A 16,511-nucleotide genomic window follows, 5' to 3' on the forward strand; every position below is an offset into this window, starting at 1 on the left:
GCGACTGAATCACCTGGGGAGGAAATCGATGACTGGGAATACACCGCTGGCCTCGCTGATCAGCGAGGCAAAAAGCGGCAATCTCACCGTCCGCATGGACCCTGAATCGTTCGCCAGAATCGAATACGAATGCGAAGCATTCAAAACAACAATCAAGAACATTCAAAGAAGCGTCGGTGATCTCACTAATATCCAGACATGGGGTTTCGGTGATCACGAAGGCTCCTTCCTGACTTCGGCACCGACAATGGCCGACCGCTTCCGCAAGATCGCCAAGGGCAGCGAATCCGGCAACGACTTTCACACTGTCCTGCAGGAACATTGGACAGCAGTCGAAGACATCCGCCTCCTCCACGTAGCCATCCGCGAACGTTTCGTCGCCGAGGACGAGTCCTTCGCCGCCCGCTTCAATGCCGAAACCGCCCGCTTGGACCAGACCCCAGGCGGGCGTTGATGGCCGGTACCGAGGATCCGAGGATTCCGCCCCGGACCGAGCGTCCACAAGAACTCTCGCACGCCAAGATCATCGAAGGTTTCGACCCGGTCGGCGTAGATCCCTCGTTCGGCGCGACCTCTGTCTTCTGGCAGGCGAAAATAGATTGGGAAGTCGGCCTCTACACATTCCGGCAGCGAATGAATGCGGCGATCTCCGAAGCGTGGGAAGGCAACGCCGCCGAAACATCGAAACAGGCAATCGCCGCCTACACCACCAAAGCCCAGGAACTCACGCCCACCTTCGAAACCGTCGCGCGGCTCATCTCCTCCTCCGCGCTGGCCGCAGCCGACACCAAGTCAGCAATCCCGCCCCGCAAGGATGACCCCAAGCTGTGGCACATCAACGACCGCTGGATCAACAACGACGAATTCGAAGACGGTCGCAGTGACGACGAAGAACAGGCTCGCGCGATCATGAAGACCAAATACGTCGAGGCTTTCGCGACCGTCGATGCGGGCCTGCCGGTGCTCGACCATCCGACAAGCCTCGTCGCGCCCGACTCGTTCGTCCCGGGCGGCAACGGCAACGGCGGTGGCGGCGACAACAACAGCGGCGGGGGTGGTGGCGATACGTCCGAGAATCCGTCAACCATCGAGGACGAAAACAGTGCGGCCCCCTCGGAGGACGAGACCACTACCGAAGACGACTCCACGAATCAGAACTCCGAAGACCAAGACACCTCGACGACCGAGGACGACGACACCTCCGAGCAGGACACAAACCCGGCCAACACCGACTCCCCCGCGACCACGCCGACGACCACTACACCAGGCACCGGCACACCGAACACCCCCGGGTCACCCGGCAGCCCTTCCGGCAGTCCCTCCGGCGGATCTCCCGCAGGCGGCGCCCCGGGCGCGTCCGTACCGGCGCCGGGCCGCACGGTACCCGGCGTCCCCAGCACTGTCGTTCCCGTCGCTACAGCCGCGGGCATAGCAGCAGGTGCCGGGGGCCGAGGCATGATGGGCGCCCCCGGCATGATGGGCGCAGGCGCGGGCCGCGGCAGCGGAAACGACGACGAGAGCATCCACGAGACCCCGGATTACCTGGTCAACGAGGCGAACACCAGGGAGCTCATCGGCGACATTCCCAAAGTCGCCCCGCAAGCGATCGGCTCGCACTTCCCCTCCGCGCAGAACCGCCCCACCGATGGTGCCGACGAATCATCATGAACGAGTGGACTTTCGACCCCGACGACTTCGCCATCCACTGGTACAGCGACGCCGTCGACCGCTTCCCCCGCCCCCTCCGCTACACCTCCCGCTTCGCCTACCAGGAAGCCTTCGACGACCACCGCGCGAAACTCCTCGCAAGCTACTCCCGCGATGAATTGCTGCTGATCCGCAGCGCGATGGATACTGCCGCCGAAGCCACCTTCCGCATCCAGATATCAGGCAGCACAACCAAAACCAGAGACCACACCACCGCCGCCTACCGAGTCCACGCCACCCGCAACGACTTCCAAGCCGTCGTGATCAGCCAGATCAACCGCGACAACATCGACGGTCCCATCACCGTCCGCCTCGTCCGCCCTGAAAACCTCCCGCGCGAGCTGATCAACTGCCTTCCCAAAGCATCACCAGGCGGCCAACCCGCGACAACATTCCACACCAGCGACATGGCACCCCGACGCGACACCTACCTCGAGGACGTCGCCCACAACTCACCCCAGGACCGCGCCCGCCGATTCTTCGACCGCCCCCTCGACGGCCGAGGCCGCGCAGCCCTCTACCTCGGCGCAGTCCTCGACCGCCCCAAACCCCACCACGCCGCAGAATGGCACGACTTCACCGACGACGGGCGCTACACCATCACCCGCAACCACAACGACCTGATCGTCGATCCGGCCACGCCACAGGGCCAAGCAGGCCAGTTCGCCCGATGGATCGACACCGCCGTCCAGCTCAATCAACCGGAACTTGACGAGATCTACGACGATCCATGGTGATCAAGCCATCTCACTCAATGACCCGACTACTGGTCAGCCAACCTTTCGCAGTACACTGCGTAGAATATATACGAATAGGACTTTCAATCGAATGACTGAAGTTTTTGAGGCCAACCCGGCCAAGATTGCTGGGGCATCGAATCTCTATCGCGAGATTTCAGGCGATCTCTCCGAATGCCACGGATACGGCAGCCAACATTTGAGCCCGAGCACTTCGGGACTCGGCGAAATTTTGAATTCCCTCATGCCCTCTATGCGGGAATTTGCTACTTACGCCAGCAACGCCGCCAAGAACTACTCCACGGCGGTAGGCAGCACTTCGACTAATCTTAATCGTGCCGCCTGGATGTACCATGATACCGATGTCCAGAATTACAATGCTCTCAATAGTCATACCCACACCATAAATGGTACCGGCGGCTCACCCGACCAAGCATCATCAGGAATCACCGAAGCGTATGCGGGCGCGGAAACATTCAACGCACCTCATACAATCTCGCTGGTCGCTCCGGACACTACCCAAGAAATGCTGGTGAAGACCATTGAGGACCACTCCGGCTGGCTCGGCGACCTGAACGAAGGCGTGCGCTACACCACGGACGAAAAGTGGAGCCCACTCGGACAACTATTTTCCCCTATCGATGGCAACTGGAGTGAAATACGGCGGCTCGGCGCCGCCTATCGGACCTTCGGCAACGCAATGGAAGACAGCTCGAAGAACATCACTTCCGGCATGAACCGGGTCAGCTCGAGCTGGGACGGCAAGGCTGCCATTGCGTTCGAAACGTACGCCCAGGATTTGAGCCGGTCCGTGGCATGGTGGGGACCCGTTGGGCGGTCGATCGACCATATCCTGACCATCACACTGGAGGAAGTAACCGCAGCATGCATGCGGATAGCCGTCAAACTCAAGGAGATGCTCGAAGCCGAGGTTGATATCTCCGACGGAAAAAGCCTGCTCAAGGTCGCGTTAAAGAAAATACCCGTGGTAGGCACGGCCGCTCAAGTTGCCTCACTCGGCAACATATGCCTGAAGACATGGGAAGCCATTGCACCCGTTGTCGACAAGATCCGAAGCTTGATCACTGCCGTCATGAATTTCATCGACAAGCTGTTGGGAAAGAACAAGGAGCCAGGCGTCTACAAAGAGATGGACGAAATGGTCAAGCCCTTTACAACCAGCGTCGTTTCCGTACAAAAAGGGGCAGCGCTCGCAACAGAGCTCCAACAGGTCAAGGCAGGCGAAGGAAGCCAGGAAGGCGACCAGAGCCGAAGCTACGCACCCGGCACCGGCACGAACCCATGGGAGAACGGTTAAATGGATCCGAATCTCGACCCCGACGTGGCAGCGTACCTGTCGGTAGCCCTATCGGCAGTCGCGGACCTCGCAACCGCAAGTAAGCAGCTGGAAAACCTGACATTCGACGATATCGTCACCCCACAAACCGTGGACGCCGCCTTTCTTGATGCATGGGCAGCCCGATCCGATTCCTCACCCGAATTTCAGCGTTGCGCGCAACTGGTGGCGACAGGGGCTTACAAGTGGGAGGACGTCGAAAGATGGGCCGTCCCCTTCCCACCCGAACTCGCGGAAATGCGCAATTCGCCGTCCTACCTATGGACGTTCCCAAAAGCCGATTCCCATCCAGGCACATTTGAGGAACATGGTTTCAGCGGGTCCGAGCCCGGCTTCAGCCGCCCGATCAAGGGAGGCAGAAATGATGTTGTCGGTCCGAGTGACTGGTCCGACGATGACGACGAATACACCGAGATCAGGAGTTGGCTTGTCTGAGTTCCAGTCGATCCTGAAACGCGGTCTGCTCGGAGCGCTCGTTCCACTACTACTAATTTCCTGTTCGTCAGGCGGTAGTTCGGACCATGAGGAGGGCGGAGGACACACCTCGACTCCAGCGGCGCCCCTCGTTACCAGCACCGATCATGACCTTTGCGCGACCGTCAGCTCTGAGGAGGTCGCAGCAGCCACCGGGGCCGATAGCCTTCAGTCCAAGGCGACCAAGAAATCGGACTCCGACCGTACAACCGCAGAATCGTGCACGTGGGGCGGCGAGAAAATCGGTCTCTTCGACGTAAGCTGGTGGTCCGATCCGCCGCCCACTTCCAGCACTAATCCGCGGTCTGCCGAACTGAGTGCCCGAACAGGGATGGATTCAACTCTGCGGGCTTGGGATGGGCGGAGTTGTACCGCATCAGCCATCGCAAAACCAGACAAATCGGTGGGTATACACATAATTCCGTCGGATTCATCTTTGGCACAGGATCCACCTACAGGCGACGACGACATATGCGCCCGAAATATGGAATTGTTCGTGAAAACTCTGCCCGCCGTGGCCAAGGCTATCACCTGAAATCTTTGGCTACTTCGGCACGCCAAGAGTGCCTGCGGGCTGGTCGCCGGCAGGCACATATGGCAAGGAGCAATCGTATGGATTTCACCCCGATCCGTTTAAGGACGGGGGTGTTGACTGTTGCAATAGCCGCGGCCGCTGCCGGATGCTCCGACAACAGCGAGTCGGCTCCCGTTGCCGAACCGAGCACTACCGTCGTCGAAAGTTCCACCGCTCCAGCACCTTCGGCGTGGTATCAGCCGCCCGCCGCCTTCGAAGGACTCGACCCGTGCTCGCTGGCCACACCCGAGGAAGTTTCCGCGCTCGCGGGCCAACCCGGCCTGGTACCGTCACGCAACGAAGGCTTGCAACCCGACATGGCCGTTGTCGGGAAAATCGACACCTGCAGCTGGATGCGGGATCGCGTCGATCCGGTGGCTGTGTCGCTCGGCATCGAAGACCAGCCGCGAGCGCAGGGTCAGGATGCCGAATCCCAGTGGATGTCGGAACAACTCGGCCGTCCGGTTCTGGTGACCTTCGGCAGGAAGCCCGCCGAACTCGGAGTGCGAGACTGCGTGGCGTTTGTGGGCTACAGCGACGATCGTTCGGTGAGCGTCCTGCTTCGATTGCCCGCGGATGCTTCCACCCCGGCACCGACCGACACCGACAACCTCTGCACCCAGAATCGGACGACCTTGCGCGACATCTTTTCTCGCGTGCCCTGGAAATGAGTCGAAGTCTCGATCAGGCGCCGGGTTCGTGTCGACTAGCTGATGCTGCCCGGGGCCGCGATCCATTGAGTGGGTTGCCCGGTGACCTTGGCGACGGTCTCGAAATCGTTGTCGTAGTGCAGGATCGTGACACGGCTCGCTTCCGCGGTGGCCGCGATCACCAGATCCGCGACACCCGCGCTGCGGTGCTGACCGTGTTCGGTGAGCAACTGCTGGACCTGGTGTGTGCGGGACCAGACGCCGTCGGGCGTGGGGACCCAGCCGAACAGATCGCCGAACAACTCCTTCTTGCGTAGCCGGTCCGCGAGTGATGTTGCCCCGTAGAGGAGTTCGAGTTCTACCGCATCACATACGGCAACAGTTCCCGCCGTGACGGTCTCTTGCCACGCGCGGCGAACCGCCGGATTCGCGATGAACCTGACAGCGGCGGACGTGTCTATCAGATACCTGATCACCGCCGGTAGTTGGACTTGTCGAGCAGCACATCGAAGTCGCCCTGTTCGGCCATGTCCGCCAGACCGTTCAGCGCCTTCACCCTCTTGAGTCGCCGCGCGACTTCGGCAAGAGCAGCATTGACGGTGTCCTTCTTGGTCGAGGTCCCGAGCAGCTGTTGCGCCTCGGCGAGGGCCTCGTCGTCGACCTCGATCAGTAGCCTGGACATGCGAGACTCCCAAGATAGTGGCTATATATGGACTAGATACATAGTATATCAATGCAGGCCGCAGCGGCAGATGACCCAAACGACCATCTACGGGAGCGAGCGATGAGTGATGCACGGCGGTTGGTCGTCATCGATGCTGCCAACGTCATCGGATCGCGCCCCGATGGGTGGTGGAAGGACCGGGCCGGGGCTGCGCGGCGGTTGATTGCCGAACTCGCTGGGCTGGCCGAGGCCGCCGACGTCACCGTGGTGCTGGAAGGTGCCGCAAAAGGCGCTGCCGACGAAACGGTCGGCTCGAACCTGAGAGTTGCTCTGGCCGACGGGTCGGGCGACGACGAGATCGTCGACGTGGTCGCCGCGAGCACCGGATACGAACGGATCACCGTCGTCACCTCCGACCGTGAACTACGCGCCCGAGTAGCAACCCACGGCGCCGAATCAGTCGGCCCGAGCTGGCTATGGGATCAGATCGCCTGATCGCGCGCGACCTGGCTGGAATCCCCGAACCGCGCTAATGTAGGTACATACCTACCAACCCGGGGAGCCGTCGTGTCCACCATGAGCGCTCGCGAACTCAACCAGGATGTCAGCGCGGCTAAGCGCGCCGCATTGCAAGGCCCCGTAGTGATTACCGACCGCGGCGAAGAGGCGTTCGTGTTGCTGTCCATCGCGGAGTACCGGCGGCTGCGCGCCGACAGTCAAGACCTCGTGAGCCGACTGAGCATGGACGATGACGACATCGATTTCGAACCGACTCCGCTCGATGTGAACCTGAAGGTCCCGGAGCTGTGACCTACCTCCTCGACACCAACGTACTGAGCGAGTTGAGGAGGTCCGCGCGAGCCGCGGATCCGCGGGTGCGGGCCTGGGTTGCGGCCCGGCGACCATCGGAGCTCTATCTGAGCGTTGTCACGCTCATGGAACTCGACATCGGCATCGGGCGGGTCGAGCGCCGAGACTCCGAACAGGGCAAACGTCTACGGACCTGGCTCGACGAGACGGTGCTCGACGCGTTCGACGGCCGGATTCTCGCCATCGATCTACCCGTCGCACGACGTGCCGCACGCATGCACGTACCCGATCCCCGCCCTGAGCGCGACACTCTGATCGCGGCCACAGCCGACGAGCACGGGATGACGGTGGTCACCCGCAACGTGAAGGACTTCGCGCCGACGGGCGTACCGGTGGTCGATCCGTGGCAATGACGACCGAGTCGCCGATTATCTGCGCTGATCGTCGACCAGGTCGGACACGGTCCCACTGGTTTGAACAGGTTCGGCGGCAGGTCGTTTAGAAGTGCGGGCGGGCTGTATTCGGCCGTCGGCGCGCAACTGTTCCAGACGTGTGGGGGCTGAGCCCAGCGCCGCCAAAGCCATCTGCCGCAGCACCGGACGCGCTTTGGCCGCGCTGGCCGCCGATGCGCTGTGGGGCGTGGAGTTGATGAGGCCGAAGGCGGCGTGCGCTTGGATGCGGGCGGTTTCCTCGGGGAGGTCGGGGGTCAGTTCGCACAGGACCGAGACCCAGACTTCGACGTACTGACGCTGGGTGCGGCGCAGGACTCGGCGTTCCGGTGTGGGGACCTTGTCGAGGTCGCGGTCCTGGATGCGGATGAGTTCGGGGTTGCCGAAGGCGAAGTCGAGGTGGAAGTCGACCAGGCCGACGAGGGCTTCGGCGGCCGTCGACGATTCGGCGACCACGGCGCGGCCGCCGGCGAGCAGATGCTCGCTGATGCCGACGAGCAGTTCGACCAGCAATGCCTCTTTGTTCGCGAAGTGCCGGTAGACGGCGGGCCCGCTGATACCGACGGCGGCGCCCAGGTCGTCGAGGCGCACACCGAGAAAACCCCGGTCGGCGATCAACCGGGCGCCTGCCGTGAGCAACTGCTCCCGACGCTGGGCCTTGAGCTGCTCGCGCCGGGTCGCCTGGACGGGTTCGGCCACCGGCGCTCCTTCCACCTCTGGACAACTTGGTTAATCAACATTAACCTGAATTTCAGTTATTGGCGATTAACCGGATGGCAGGATGGCCCGATGACGGTGACACACGACCTCGGCAATGACACCGAGGCCGCCACGAGCAATCGAGACGCGCACCTCGCCCTGGTGGCGGACCTGCGGCAACGGCTGGCCACGACCGCGCTCGGCGGCCCGCAGAAGTCGCGCGAACGCCACGTCGCCCGGGGCAAGCTCCTCCCCCGCGACCGCATCGACGAACTACTCGATCCGGGCAGCCCGTTCCTCGAGCTGGCGCCGCTGGCGGGCAACGGCATGTACGACGACGAGTGCCCCGGCGCGGGCGTGATCGCGGGCATCGGCCGGATCGCGGGCCGGGAGTGCCTGGTGCTGGCCAACGACCCGACGGTCAAGGGCGGTACCTACTACCCGATCACGGTGAAGAAGCACCTGCGCGCCCAGGAGGTGGCCGCGCAGAACAACCTGCCGTGCGTGTACCTGGTGGAGTCCGGCGGCGGGTTCCTACCCCGCCAGGACGAGGTGTTCCCCGACCGCGACCACTTCGGCCGCATCTTCTACAACCAGGCGAACATGAGCGCGCGCGGCATCGCGCAGATCGCGGCGGTCCTCGGCTCGTGCACCGCCGGTGGCGCCTATGTGCCCGCGATGGCCGACGAGGCCGTGATCGTGCGCGACCAGGGCACCATCTTCCTCGGCGGCCCGCCGCTGGTGAAGGCCGCGACCGGTGAGGTCGTCACCGCCGAGGAACTGGGCGGTGGACTGCTGCATTCGCGCACTTCCGGCGTCACCGATCATCTCGCCGACGACGACCGCGACGCGCTGCGCATCGTGCGCAATATCGTCTCGACGCTCGGTCCGCGCCCCGAGGCCCCGTGGGAGGTGCTGCCGAGCACCCCGCCCGCCAAGCCCGAGGACGGGCTCTACGACGTGGTCCCCGTCGACCCGCGCACGCCGTATGACGTGCGCGAGGTGATCGACCGGATCATCGACGGCGAGAGCGGTTTCCAGGAATTCAAGGCCGAGTACGGCAACACCCTGGTCACCGGTTTCGCCCGCATCCACGGTCATCCGGTGGGTATCGTCGCCAACAACGGCGTGCTGTTCAGCGAATCCGCCATGAAGGGCGCGCATTTCATCGAACTGTGCGACAAGCGCAAGATCCCGCTGCTGTTCCTGCAGAACATCACCGGCTTCATGGTCGGCCGTGACTACGAGGCCGGTGGTATCGCCAAGCACGGCGCGAAGATGGTCACCGCGGTGGCGTGCGCGCGGGTGCCGAAGCTGACAGTGGTGATCGGCGGTTCCTACGGTGCGGGCAACTACTCCATGTGTGGGCGCGCGTATTCGCCGCGCTTCCTGTGGATGTGGCCGAACGCGCGCATTTCGGTGATGGGTGGCGAGCAGGCCGCCTCGGTGCTGGCCACGGTGCGCGGCGACCAGCTCGACAGCGCGGGCAAGCCCTGGTCGGCCGAGGATCAGGAGGCGTTCAAGGCCCCGATCCGCGAGCAGTACGAAACCCAGGGCAACCCCTACTACGCGACGGCGCGCATCTGGGACGACGGCGTGATCGACCCCGTCGACACCAGAACAGTGCTCGGACTTGCCCTTTCGGTGTGTGCGCAAGCGCCACTCGAACCCGTTTCCTACGGCGTCTTCCGGATGTGAGCGACATGCTGAACAACTCCCACCCCGTCTCGTTCGACACCGTCCTGGTTGCCAATCGCGGTGAGATCGCGGTGCGCGTCATCAAGACGTTGCGCGCCATGGGCATTCGTTCCGTCGCGGTGTACAGCGACGCCGACAAGAACGCACGCCATGTGCGCGAGGCCGATGTCGCGGTGCGGCTCGGCCCGGCGTCCGCGCGCGAGAGTTACCTGTCGATCGAGAAGGTCGTCGATGCCGCGGTGCGTTCCGGCGCACAGGCTGTGCATCCGGGTTATGGCTTCCTGTCGGAGAATTCGGCGTTCGCGGCAGCTTTGGCCGATGCGGGCATCGTCTTCCTCGGACCGCCCGCCAAGGCCATCGAGGTGATGGGCGACAAGATCACCGCGAAGAAGACGGTGACGGCGTTTGGTGTGCCGGTGGTTCCCGGCATCGCCGAACCCGGACTCACCGACGACGAATTGATCGCCGCCGCGACCGATATCGGCTACCCGGTGCTGGTGAAGCCGTCGGCCGGTGGTGGCGGCAAGGGCATGCGACTGGTCGAGCGGCCCGAGGACCTGCCCGCCGCGTTGGTGAGCGCCCGCCGCGAAGCCGGTGCCGCATTCGGCGACGACACCCTGTTCCTGGAACGCTTCGTCACCCGGCCGCGCCACATCGAAGTACAGGTCCTGGCAGACACTTTCGGCAATGTGGTGCACCTGGGTGAGCGCGAATGCAGCCTGCAGCGCAGGCATCAGAAGGTGATCGAGGAAGCGCCGTCGCCGCTGCTCGACGCAGCGACCAGGGCCCGGATCGGCACCGCGGCCTGCAATACCGCGCGCAGCGTCGACTACGTGGGCGCGGGCACCGTGGAGTTCATCGTGTCCGCGGATCGGCCCGACGAGTTCTTCTTCATGGAGATGAACACGCGGCTGCAGGTGGAGCACCCGGTGACCGAGATGGTCACCGGTATCGACCTGGTGGAATGCCAGGTCCGGGTGGCCGCCGGGCAGAAGCTGGCCCGCACCCAAGACGAGATCCATCTCGTCGGGCACGCGATCGAGGCCCGCGTGTACGCCGAGGACCCGGGTCGCGGATTCCTGCCGACCGGTGGCACCGTGCTGGCCCTGACCGAGCCGGAAGGCGAAGGCATCCGGGTGGATTCGGGGCTGTCGGTCGGCACCGTGGTCGGCAGTGACTACGATCCGATGCTGTCGAAGGTGATCGCGCGCGGCGACACCCGCGCCGATGCCCTCGCCGCGCTCGACCGGGCACTGGAACAGACGGTGCTGCTCGGCGTCACCAGCAATATCGAATTCCTGCGTTTCCTGCTCGCCGACGACGACGTGCAGGCCGGCCGCCTCGACACCGCGCTGCTCGACCGCCGGGTCGCCGACTTCGTCCCCGCCGAGCCCAGCGATGAGGACTTCATCGCCGCCGCCGCGTATCACTGGCTGCGCCGCTGGCCGGAACCGAGCGCGGATCTGTGGTCGATTCCGTCGGGCTGGCGACTGGGTTCGCCCGCGCCCACCGCGATCCGCCTCGCATCGGGCGATCAGGTGCGCCACGTGTTCATCACGGGCACACCGGATTCCGCGAGGGTGCGACTGGAAAACGATCGGACCGGTTTGGCCGGTGGTGCTGCAGAGGTCGGCCGGACACCGTCGGATGAGGCTGGTTCAAGCACACTGATCGCCGCCCTGCTCGGCGACGACCTCATACTCACCATCGACGGCCTGCGCCGCAAGCTACGAGTCGCCGAGGCCGACGACCAACTATGGGTGAGCGACAACGGTCGCGTCTTCGTGCTGCGCGAAGTGGCTGAGGCGAGTGTGCGCGGGGAGGCCGCGCACGTCGGTGACGCCGAGATCCGCAGTCCCATGCCGGGTTCGGTGATCGCGGCGCCGGTCACGAACGGCGCGACGGTGGCCGTCGGCGATCCGGTGATCGTGATCGAGGCCATGAAGATGGAGCACACGCTCACCGCCCCGGTGGCGGGCACGGTGGAAGTGCTGGCCGCGCCGGGCGCACAGGTGAAGCTGGACCAGGTGCTGGTGCGCGTCGTCGCCCATCCCGCCGAGACCTCCGAGCCCCGCAGTGCTGCCGACGACAAGACCACCACTGATACCGGCACCGGCGACCCGACCCCGAATTCAGCCGACCCGGCCGCAGCACCCGCCGTGCCCGGCACGGCGACAGAGCGTGAAGGAACCCCCGCATGACCGACTACCTGTCCACCGGGTCTCTGCCGGAGGAATACCGCCGCCTCGCCCTGACCGTGCGCGACTTCGCCCGGCAGGTCGTGGCGCCGGTGTCCGCGAAACACGATGCGGAGCACAGCTTTCCGTACGAGGTCGTCGCCGGGATGGCCGACATGGGCCTGTTCGGCCTGCCGTTCCCCGAGGAGTTCGGCGGCATGGGCGGCGACTACTTCGCGCTGTGTCTGGCGCTGGAGGAACTCGGCAAGGTCGACCAGAGCGTGGCCATCACCCTGGAGGCGGGCGTCTCGCTCGGCGCCATGCCGATCTACCGTTTCGGCGACGACAAGCAGCGCAACGAGTGGCTGCCCCAGCTCACCAGCGGTCGCGCCCTGGCCGGTTTCGGCCTCACCGAGCCCGACGCGGGCAGCGACGCGGGTGGCACCCGGACCACCGCTGTCGAAGACGGCGAGAGCTGGGTGATCAACGGCAGCAAGCAGTTCATCACCAACTCGGGCACCGATATCACCCGCGTGGTCACCGTCACGGCGGTCACCGGGAACAACGGTGGCAAGAAGGAGATCTCCACGATCCTCGTGCCGACCGGCACACCGGGTTTCGTGGCCGAGCCCGCCTACAACAAGGTGGGCTGGAATGCCTCCGACACCCACCCGCTGAGCTTCACCGATGTGCGGGTGCCGCGCGAGAACCTGCTCGGCGAGCGCGGTCGCGGTTACGCCAACTTCCTGCGCATCCTCGACGAGGGCCGCATCGCCATCGCCGCGCTCGCGGTGGGTGCGGCACAGGGTTGTGTGGACGAGAGCGTGCGCTACGCGGGCGAGCGCCAGGCCTTCGGCCAGGCCATCGGCCGCAACCAGGCCATCGCGTTCAAGATCGCCCGCATGGAGGCCCGCGCCCACACCGCGCGCACCGCCTACTACGACGCGGCCGCCCTCATGCTGGCGGGCAAACCGTTCAAGAAGCAGGCCTCGATCGCGAAGATGGTGGCCAGTGAGGCGGCCATGGACAACGCCCGCGACGCCACCCAGATCTTCGGCGGCAACGGCTTCATGAACGAGTATGTCGTGTCCAGGCACTACCGTGACAGCAAGATCCTGGAAATCGGTGAGGGCACAACGGAGGTGCAGCTGATGCTGATCGCAAGGGAACTCGGACTGTGAGCGCGCCTGATCACGGCGGCCCGGAGGCGGCAGCGGAGCGTAACCACGCAGGGCCTCGCGAGCAGGCGCCGTCGAGCGCAGCGAAGCGCGTGGTGCAGCGCGGACTGTGGTTCGAGGAGTTCGAGATCGGCACGATCTACGAGCACCGGCCCGGGCGCACCATCACCGAGGCCGACAACGTCCTGTTCACCACGCTCACCATGAACACCCAGGCTCTGCACCTCGACGCCGCCTTCGCCGAGGCCCAGCCGCCGTTCAACCAGCGGCTGGTGAATTCGATGTTCACGCTGTCGACGCTGGTCGGGCTCTCGGTGGCCCAGCTCACCCAGGGCACCCTGGTGGCCAACCTCGGCTTCTCCGAGATGACCGTGCCCGCCCCGCTGTTCCACGGCGACACCATGTACGCCGAAACCCTGGTCACCGGCAAACGCGAGTCCAAGAGCCGACCCGGCGAGGGCATCGTGAGCCTGACGCACACGGCGCGCAACCAGAACGGTGTGGTGGTGGCGACAGCGGTCCGCCAGACCCTGGTACGTAAGGCGCCAACCACATGAGCGGCTGGCAACCGACGGGCCCGGCCTGGCTGTTCTGCCCCGCCGACCGTCCCGAACGTTTCGCCAAAGCCGCCGCGGCCGCCGACGTGGTGATCCTCGACCTCGAGGACGGCGTGGCCCCCGCCGACAAGGCCGCGGCCCGGCAGGCACTGCTCGACACCCCGCTCGACCCGCAACACACCGTGATCCGTGTGAACGCCGCGGGCACCGACGACCACATCGACGACCTGGCGGTGCTCGCCACGACCGACTACCGGCGGGTGATGCTGCCCAAGTGCGAGTCCGCCGAGCAGGTGCGCAATCTCGCCGAGTGCGAGGTGATCGTGCTGGTCGAATCTCCGCTGGGCGCGGTGCGCGTCGCCGAAACGGTGCAGGTGGACAACGCCATCGGCGTGATGTGGGGCGCGGAGGACCTGATCGCCGGGCTCGGCGGCAATGCCAGCAGGCACGCCGACGGCAGCTACCGCGACATCGCCCGGCACGTGCGCTCCACCAGTCTGCTCGCCGCCAAGGCGTTCGGCCGGTTCGCGCTGGATTCGGTGTATCTGAACATCGAGGATCTGGACGGCCTGGCGGCGGAAACGCTCGACGCGGTCGCGGTCGGCTTCGACGGCAAGGTTGCCATCCACCCGAGTCAGGTTCCGGTGATCCGCGCCGGGTACGCGCCTTCGGAGGCCGAAACCGACTGGGCGCGACGTGTTCTCGCCGAAGTTCCGAACCACCGTGGCGTATTCGCCTTCGAAGGGCGCATGGTGGACGCACCGGTATTGCGTCATGCCGAGCAGATCGTGCGCCGCGCCGACCTGTCCTGAACCGAGGAGGACCACGCCAGTGCAACCACAATGGGTACCGACCGACGACGACATCGCGGCTGCCCGGATCACCGATTTCGCCGCGTTCGTCACCGCCCGCACCGGCGTCTCCTATCCGGACTACCGGTCCCTGTGGCAGTGGTCGGTCGACGACCTCGAGGGGTTCTGGCAGGCGCTGTGGGACTACTTCGAACTCGGCGAGACGGCGGGCGAGGTTCTCGGTTCCCGGGAAATGCCTGGGGCACAGTGGTTCCCGGGCACCCGGTTGAACTACGTCGACCAGATCATCCGGATGGCCCAGTTCGGCAGGCCCGCGATCATCGCCCTGCACGAGGACGCCGAACCGCGCGAGATCCTGTGGTCCGACCTCATCGAGCAGGTCACCGTTTTCGCCCGCACCCTGCGCGAACAGGGGGTCGAGGCGGGTGACCGGGTGGTGGGTTATCTGCCCAACATCCCGGAGGCGGTCGTCGCCTTCCTCGCGACCGCGAGCATCGGCGCGGTGTGGAGCGCCTGTGGACAGGACTACTCCGCCAAGGCCGCGCTCGACCGGCTCGGGCAACTCGATCCGACGGTGCTCGTCACCGCCGACGGCTACCGTTTCGGCGGCAAGGACCACGACAAGCGAGCCGATATCGCCGCGCTGAAAGAAGGGCTGCCCGGTCTGCGCGCGACCGTCGTCGTGCCCCAGCTCGGCCTCTCGGTGCCCGACGCACTCGCCTGGGCCGACACGGTGACCGACGAGAACTTCGGCATCATCGAAACCACCCCGGTCGATTTCGATCATCCGCTGTGGATCGTGTTCTCCTCCGGCACGACCGGACTGCCCAAGGGCATCGTCCACGGCCACGGTGGTGTGCTGCTCGAGCACATCAAAGCCGTTGCCCTGCAATCCGATATCGGCACCGATGATGTCTTCTTCTGGTACACCAGTCCGAGCTGGATGATGTGGAACTTCCAGGTCGCCGGGTTGCTGGCAGGCGCGACCATCGTCACCTACGACGGCAGCCCCACCGCGAGCGGACCGGATACGTTGTGGCGCATCGCCGCCCAGGTCGGCGCCACCGTATTCGGTACCAGCCCAGGGTATGTGCTCGGCTGCATCAAGGCAGGCGCCGTGCCGCGCACCGATCACGACCTGTCGGCCCTGCGCACCGTCGGCATCACCGGTTCGGCGCTGCCGGAGACGAGCGCGCGGTGGCTGAGCGAGAACGTCGGCCCGCGTGTGCAGGTGAGTTCGATCAGCGGTGGCACGGATGTGGTGTCGGCCTTCGCCGGTGGCGCGCCGACCGTACCGGTGTGGCCGGGTGAGCTGTCGGCACCGTATCTCGGGGTGGCTCTCGACGCGTTCGACGAACAGGGCAAACCGGTGCGCGGCGAGGTCGGTGAGCTCGTGGTGACCCAGCCGATGCCGTCGATGCCGGTCCATTTCTGGCGCGACGAGGACGGAAAGCGCTACCGCGACGCCTATTTCGACACCTACCCCGGTGTGTGGCGCCACGGCGACTGGATCACGCTCACCGAGCACGGCAGCGTGGTGGTGCACGGACGCTCCGACTCCACCCTCAACCGGCACGGTATCCGGATGGGCAGCGCCGACATCTACCAGGTGGTCGAGCAGTTCCCGGAGATCGCCGAGGCCTTGGTGATCGGCGCCGAACAACCCGACGGCGGCTACTGGATGCCGCTGTTCGTCGTACTCGCTCCCGGCGCCGAACTCACCGACGACCTGAAAACCCGGATCAATGCCGCCATCCGCAGCGACGTCTCGCCCCGGCACGTGCCCGACGAGATCCGCGAGGCGCCGGGCATTCCACACACCCGCACCGGCAAGAAGCTCGAGGTGCCCATCAAGAAGCTCTTCCAGGGCGCCGATCCGGCTCGCGTCGTGGAGCGCAGCGCGGTCGACGACCCGGCGCTGCTCGACTGGTATGCCCGGATCACGCGCTCCGACATCGTTTAATACAC

Annotated in this window: 17 protein-coding genes and 1 pseudogene; 15 read left to right on the forward strand and 3 right to left on the reverse strand. The window is 65.1% G+C overall.

Going from position 1 to position 16,511, the window contains the following annotated elements; genetic code table 11:
* The first annotated feature begins 28 nt into the window (after positions 1–28).
* The 6 genes from AB0I35_RS25330 to AB0I35_RS25355 all read left to right on the forward strand — a co-directional run bounded on the left by AB0I35_RS25330 (position 29) and on the right by AB0I35_RS25355 (position 5,520).
* The gene (locus AB0I35_RS25330) at positions 29–454 is read left to right on the forward strand and encodes a hypothetical protein (protein ID WP_357398778.1); all 426 of its coding nucleotides are present in this window, start codon (positions 29–31) and stop codon (positions 452–454) included.
* Positions 454–1,668, forward strand: a complete 1,215-nt coding sequence (locus AB0I35_RS25335) for a hypothetical protein (protein ID WP_357398780.1) — start codon at positions 454–456, stop codon at positions 1,666–1,668. The genes AB0I35_RS25330 and AB0I35_RS25335 overlap by 1 nt, the downstream gene beginning before the upstream one ends.
* Positions 1,665–2,444, forward strand: a complete 780-nt coding sequence (locus tag AB0I35_RS25340) for an ESX secretion-associated protein EspG (RefSeq protein ID WP_357398781.1) — start codon at positions 1,665–1,667, stop codon at positions 2,442–2,444. Before AB0I35_RS25335 ends, AB0I35_RS25340 begins: the two co-directional genes overlap by 4 nt.
* A 91-nt stretch (positions 2,445–2,535) precedes the next feature.
* A complete protein-coding gene (locus AB0I35_RS25345) occupies positions 2,536–3,762 on the forward strand; it encodes a hypothetical protein (protein ID WP_357398782.1) in 1,227 nt (408 codons plus the stop codon).
* Positions 3,763–4,236, forward strand: coding sequence for a hypothetical protein (locus AB0I35_RS25350; RefSeq protein ID WP_357398784.1), 474 nt, complete (start codon positions 3,763–3,765; stop codon positions 4,234–4,236).
* Between the two features lie 390 nt (positions 4,237–4,626).
* Positions 4,627–5,520: a DUF3558 family protein gene (locus AB0I35_RS25355; protein ID WP_357398785.1), complete on the forward strand. Its 894-nt coding sequence runs from the start codon at positions 4,627–4,629 to the stop codon at positions 5,518–5,520.
* Positions 5,521–5,555: 35 nt separating this feature from the next.
* On the opposite strand, the gene AB0I35_RS25360 is transcribed toward AB0I35_RS25355, so the two are convergent.
* Together AB0I35_RS25360 and AB0I35_RS25365 are read right to left on the reverse strand one after the other, a co-directional pair.
* Positions 5,556–5,975 carry a PIN domain nuclease gene (locus tag AB0I35_RS25360; RefSeq protein ID WP_357398787.1) on the reverse strand — a complete coding sequence of 140 codons (420 nt, stop codon included), beginning with the start codon at positions 5,973–5,975 and terminating at the stop codon, positions 5,556–5,558.
* On the reverse strand, positions 5,972–6,181 hold the full coding sequence (locus tag AB0I35_RS25365) for a type II toxin-antitoxin system VapB family antitoxin (protein WP_357398788.1): 210 nt from the start codon (positions 6,179–6,181) through the stop codon (positions 5,972–5,974). Before AB0I35_RS25365 ends, AB0I35_RS25360 begins: the two co-directional genes overlap by 4 nt.
* 102 nt (positions 6,182–6,283) lie before the next feature.
* Here AB0I35_RS25365 and AB0I35_RS25370 point away from each other — a divergent pair, with 102 nt between their 5' ends.
* The 3 genes from AB0I35_RS25370 (at position 6,284) to AB0I35_RS25380 (ending at position 7,386) form a co-directional block, all read left to right on the forward strand.
* Positions 6,284–6,658, forward strand: coding sequence for an NYN domain-containing protein (locus tag AB0I35_RS25370; protein ID WP_357398816.1), 375 nt, complete (start codon positions 6,284–6,286; stop codon positions 6,656–6,658).
* Positions 6,659–6,730: 72 nt separating this feature from the next.
* A complete protein-coding gene (locus tag AB0I35_RS25375) occupies positions 6,731–6,973 on the forward strand; it encodes a type II toxin-antitoxin system Phd/YefM family antitoxin (RefSeq protein WP_357398789.1) in 243 nt (80 codons plus the stop codon).
* The gene (locus AB0I35_RS25380) at positions 6,970–7,386 is read left to right on the forward strand and encodes a type II toxin-antitoxin system VapC family toxin (RefSeq protein ID WP_357398790.1); all 417 of its coding nucleotides are present in this window, start codon (positions 6,970–6,972) and stop codon (positions 7,384–7,386) included. Before AB0I35_RS25375 ends, AB0I35_RS25380 begins: the two co-directional genes overlap by 4 nt.
* A 153-nt stretch (positions 7,387–7,539) precedes the next feature.
* Here the strand turns inward: AB0I35_RS25380 and AB0I35_RS25385 are convergent.
* A pseudogene (locus tag AB0I35_RS25385) lies at positions 7,540–8,121 on the reverse strand (helix-turn-helix domain-containing protein); the annotation flags it as partial.
* A gap of 90 nt (positions 8,122–8,211) precedes the next feature.
* Here AB0I35_RS25385 and AB0I35_RS25390 point away from each other — a divergent pair.
* From AB0I35_RS25390 to AB0I35_RS25415, 6 genes are all read left to right on the forward strand, one after another.
* Positions 8,212–9,819: a carboxyl transferase domain-containing protein gene (locus AB0I35_RS25390; protein WP_357398791.1), complete on the forward strand. Its 1,608-nt coding sequence runs from the start codon at positions 8,212–8,214 to the stop codon at positions 9,817–9,819.
* A 5-nt stretch (positions 9,820–9,824) separates the two neighbouring features.
* Positions 9,825–12,020 (forward strand): biotin carboxylase N-terminal domain-containing protein, encoded by a 2,196-nt coding sequence (locus AB0I35_RS25395; RefSeq protein WP_357398792.1) that lies wholly within the window; start codon positions 9,825–9,827, stop codon positions 12,018–12,020.
* On the forward strand, positions 12,017–13,177 hold the full coding sequence (locus AB0I35_RS25400; RefSeq protein WP_357398793.1) for an acyl-CoA dehydrogenase family protein: 1,161 nt from the start codon (positions 12,017–12,019) through the stop codon (positions 13,175–13,177). Before AB0I35_RS25395 ends, AB0I35_RS25400 begins: the two co-directional genes overlap by 4 nt.
* 89 nt (positions 13,178–13,266) lie before the next feature.
* A complete protein-coding gene (locus AB0I35_RS25405) occupies positions 13,267–13,731 on the forward strand; it encodes a MaoC family dehydratase (RefSeq protein WP_357398817.1) in 465 nt (154 codons plus the stop codon).
* Positions 13,728–14,543 carry a CoA ester lyase gene (locus tag AB0I35_RS25410; protein ID WP_357398794.1) on the forward strand — a complete coding sequence of 272 codons (816 nt, stop codon included), beginning with the start codon at positions 13,728–13,730 and terminating at the stop codon, positions 14,541–14,543. Before AB0I35_RS25405 ends, AB0I35_RS25410 begins: the two co-directional genes overlap by 4 nt.
* 19 nt (positions 14,544–14,562) lie before the next feature.
* Complete coding sequence (locus AB0I35_RS25415) at positions 14,563–16,506, forward strand: acetoacetate--CoA ligase (RefSeq protein ID WP_357398795.1); 1,944 nt, start codon at positions 14,563–14,565, stop codon at positions 16,504–16,506.
* Positions 16,507–16,511 lie beyond the last annotated feature (5 nt).

Source organism: Nocardia sp. NPDC050378 (assembly GCF_040655675.1).
GTDB classification, from domain to species: Bacteria; Actinomycetota; Actinomycetes; order Mycobacteriales; family Mycobacteriaceae; genus Nocardia; species Nocardia coubleae.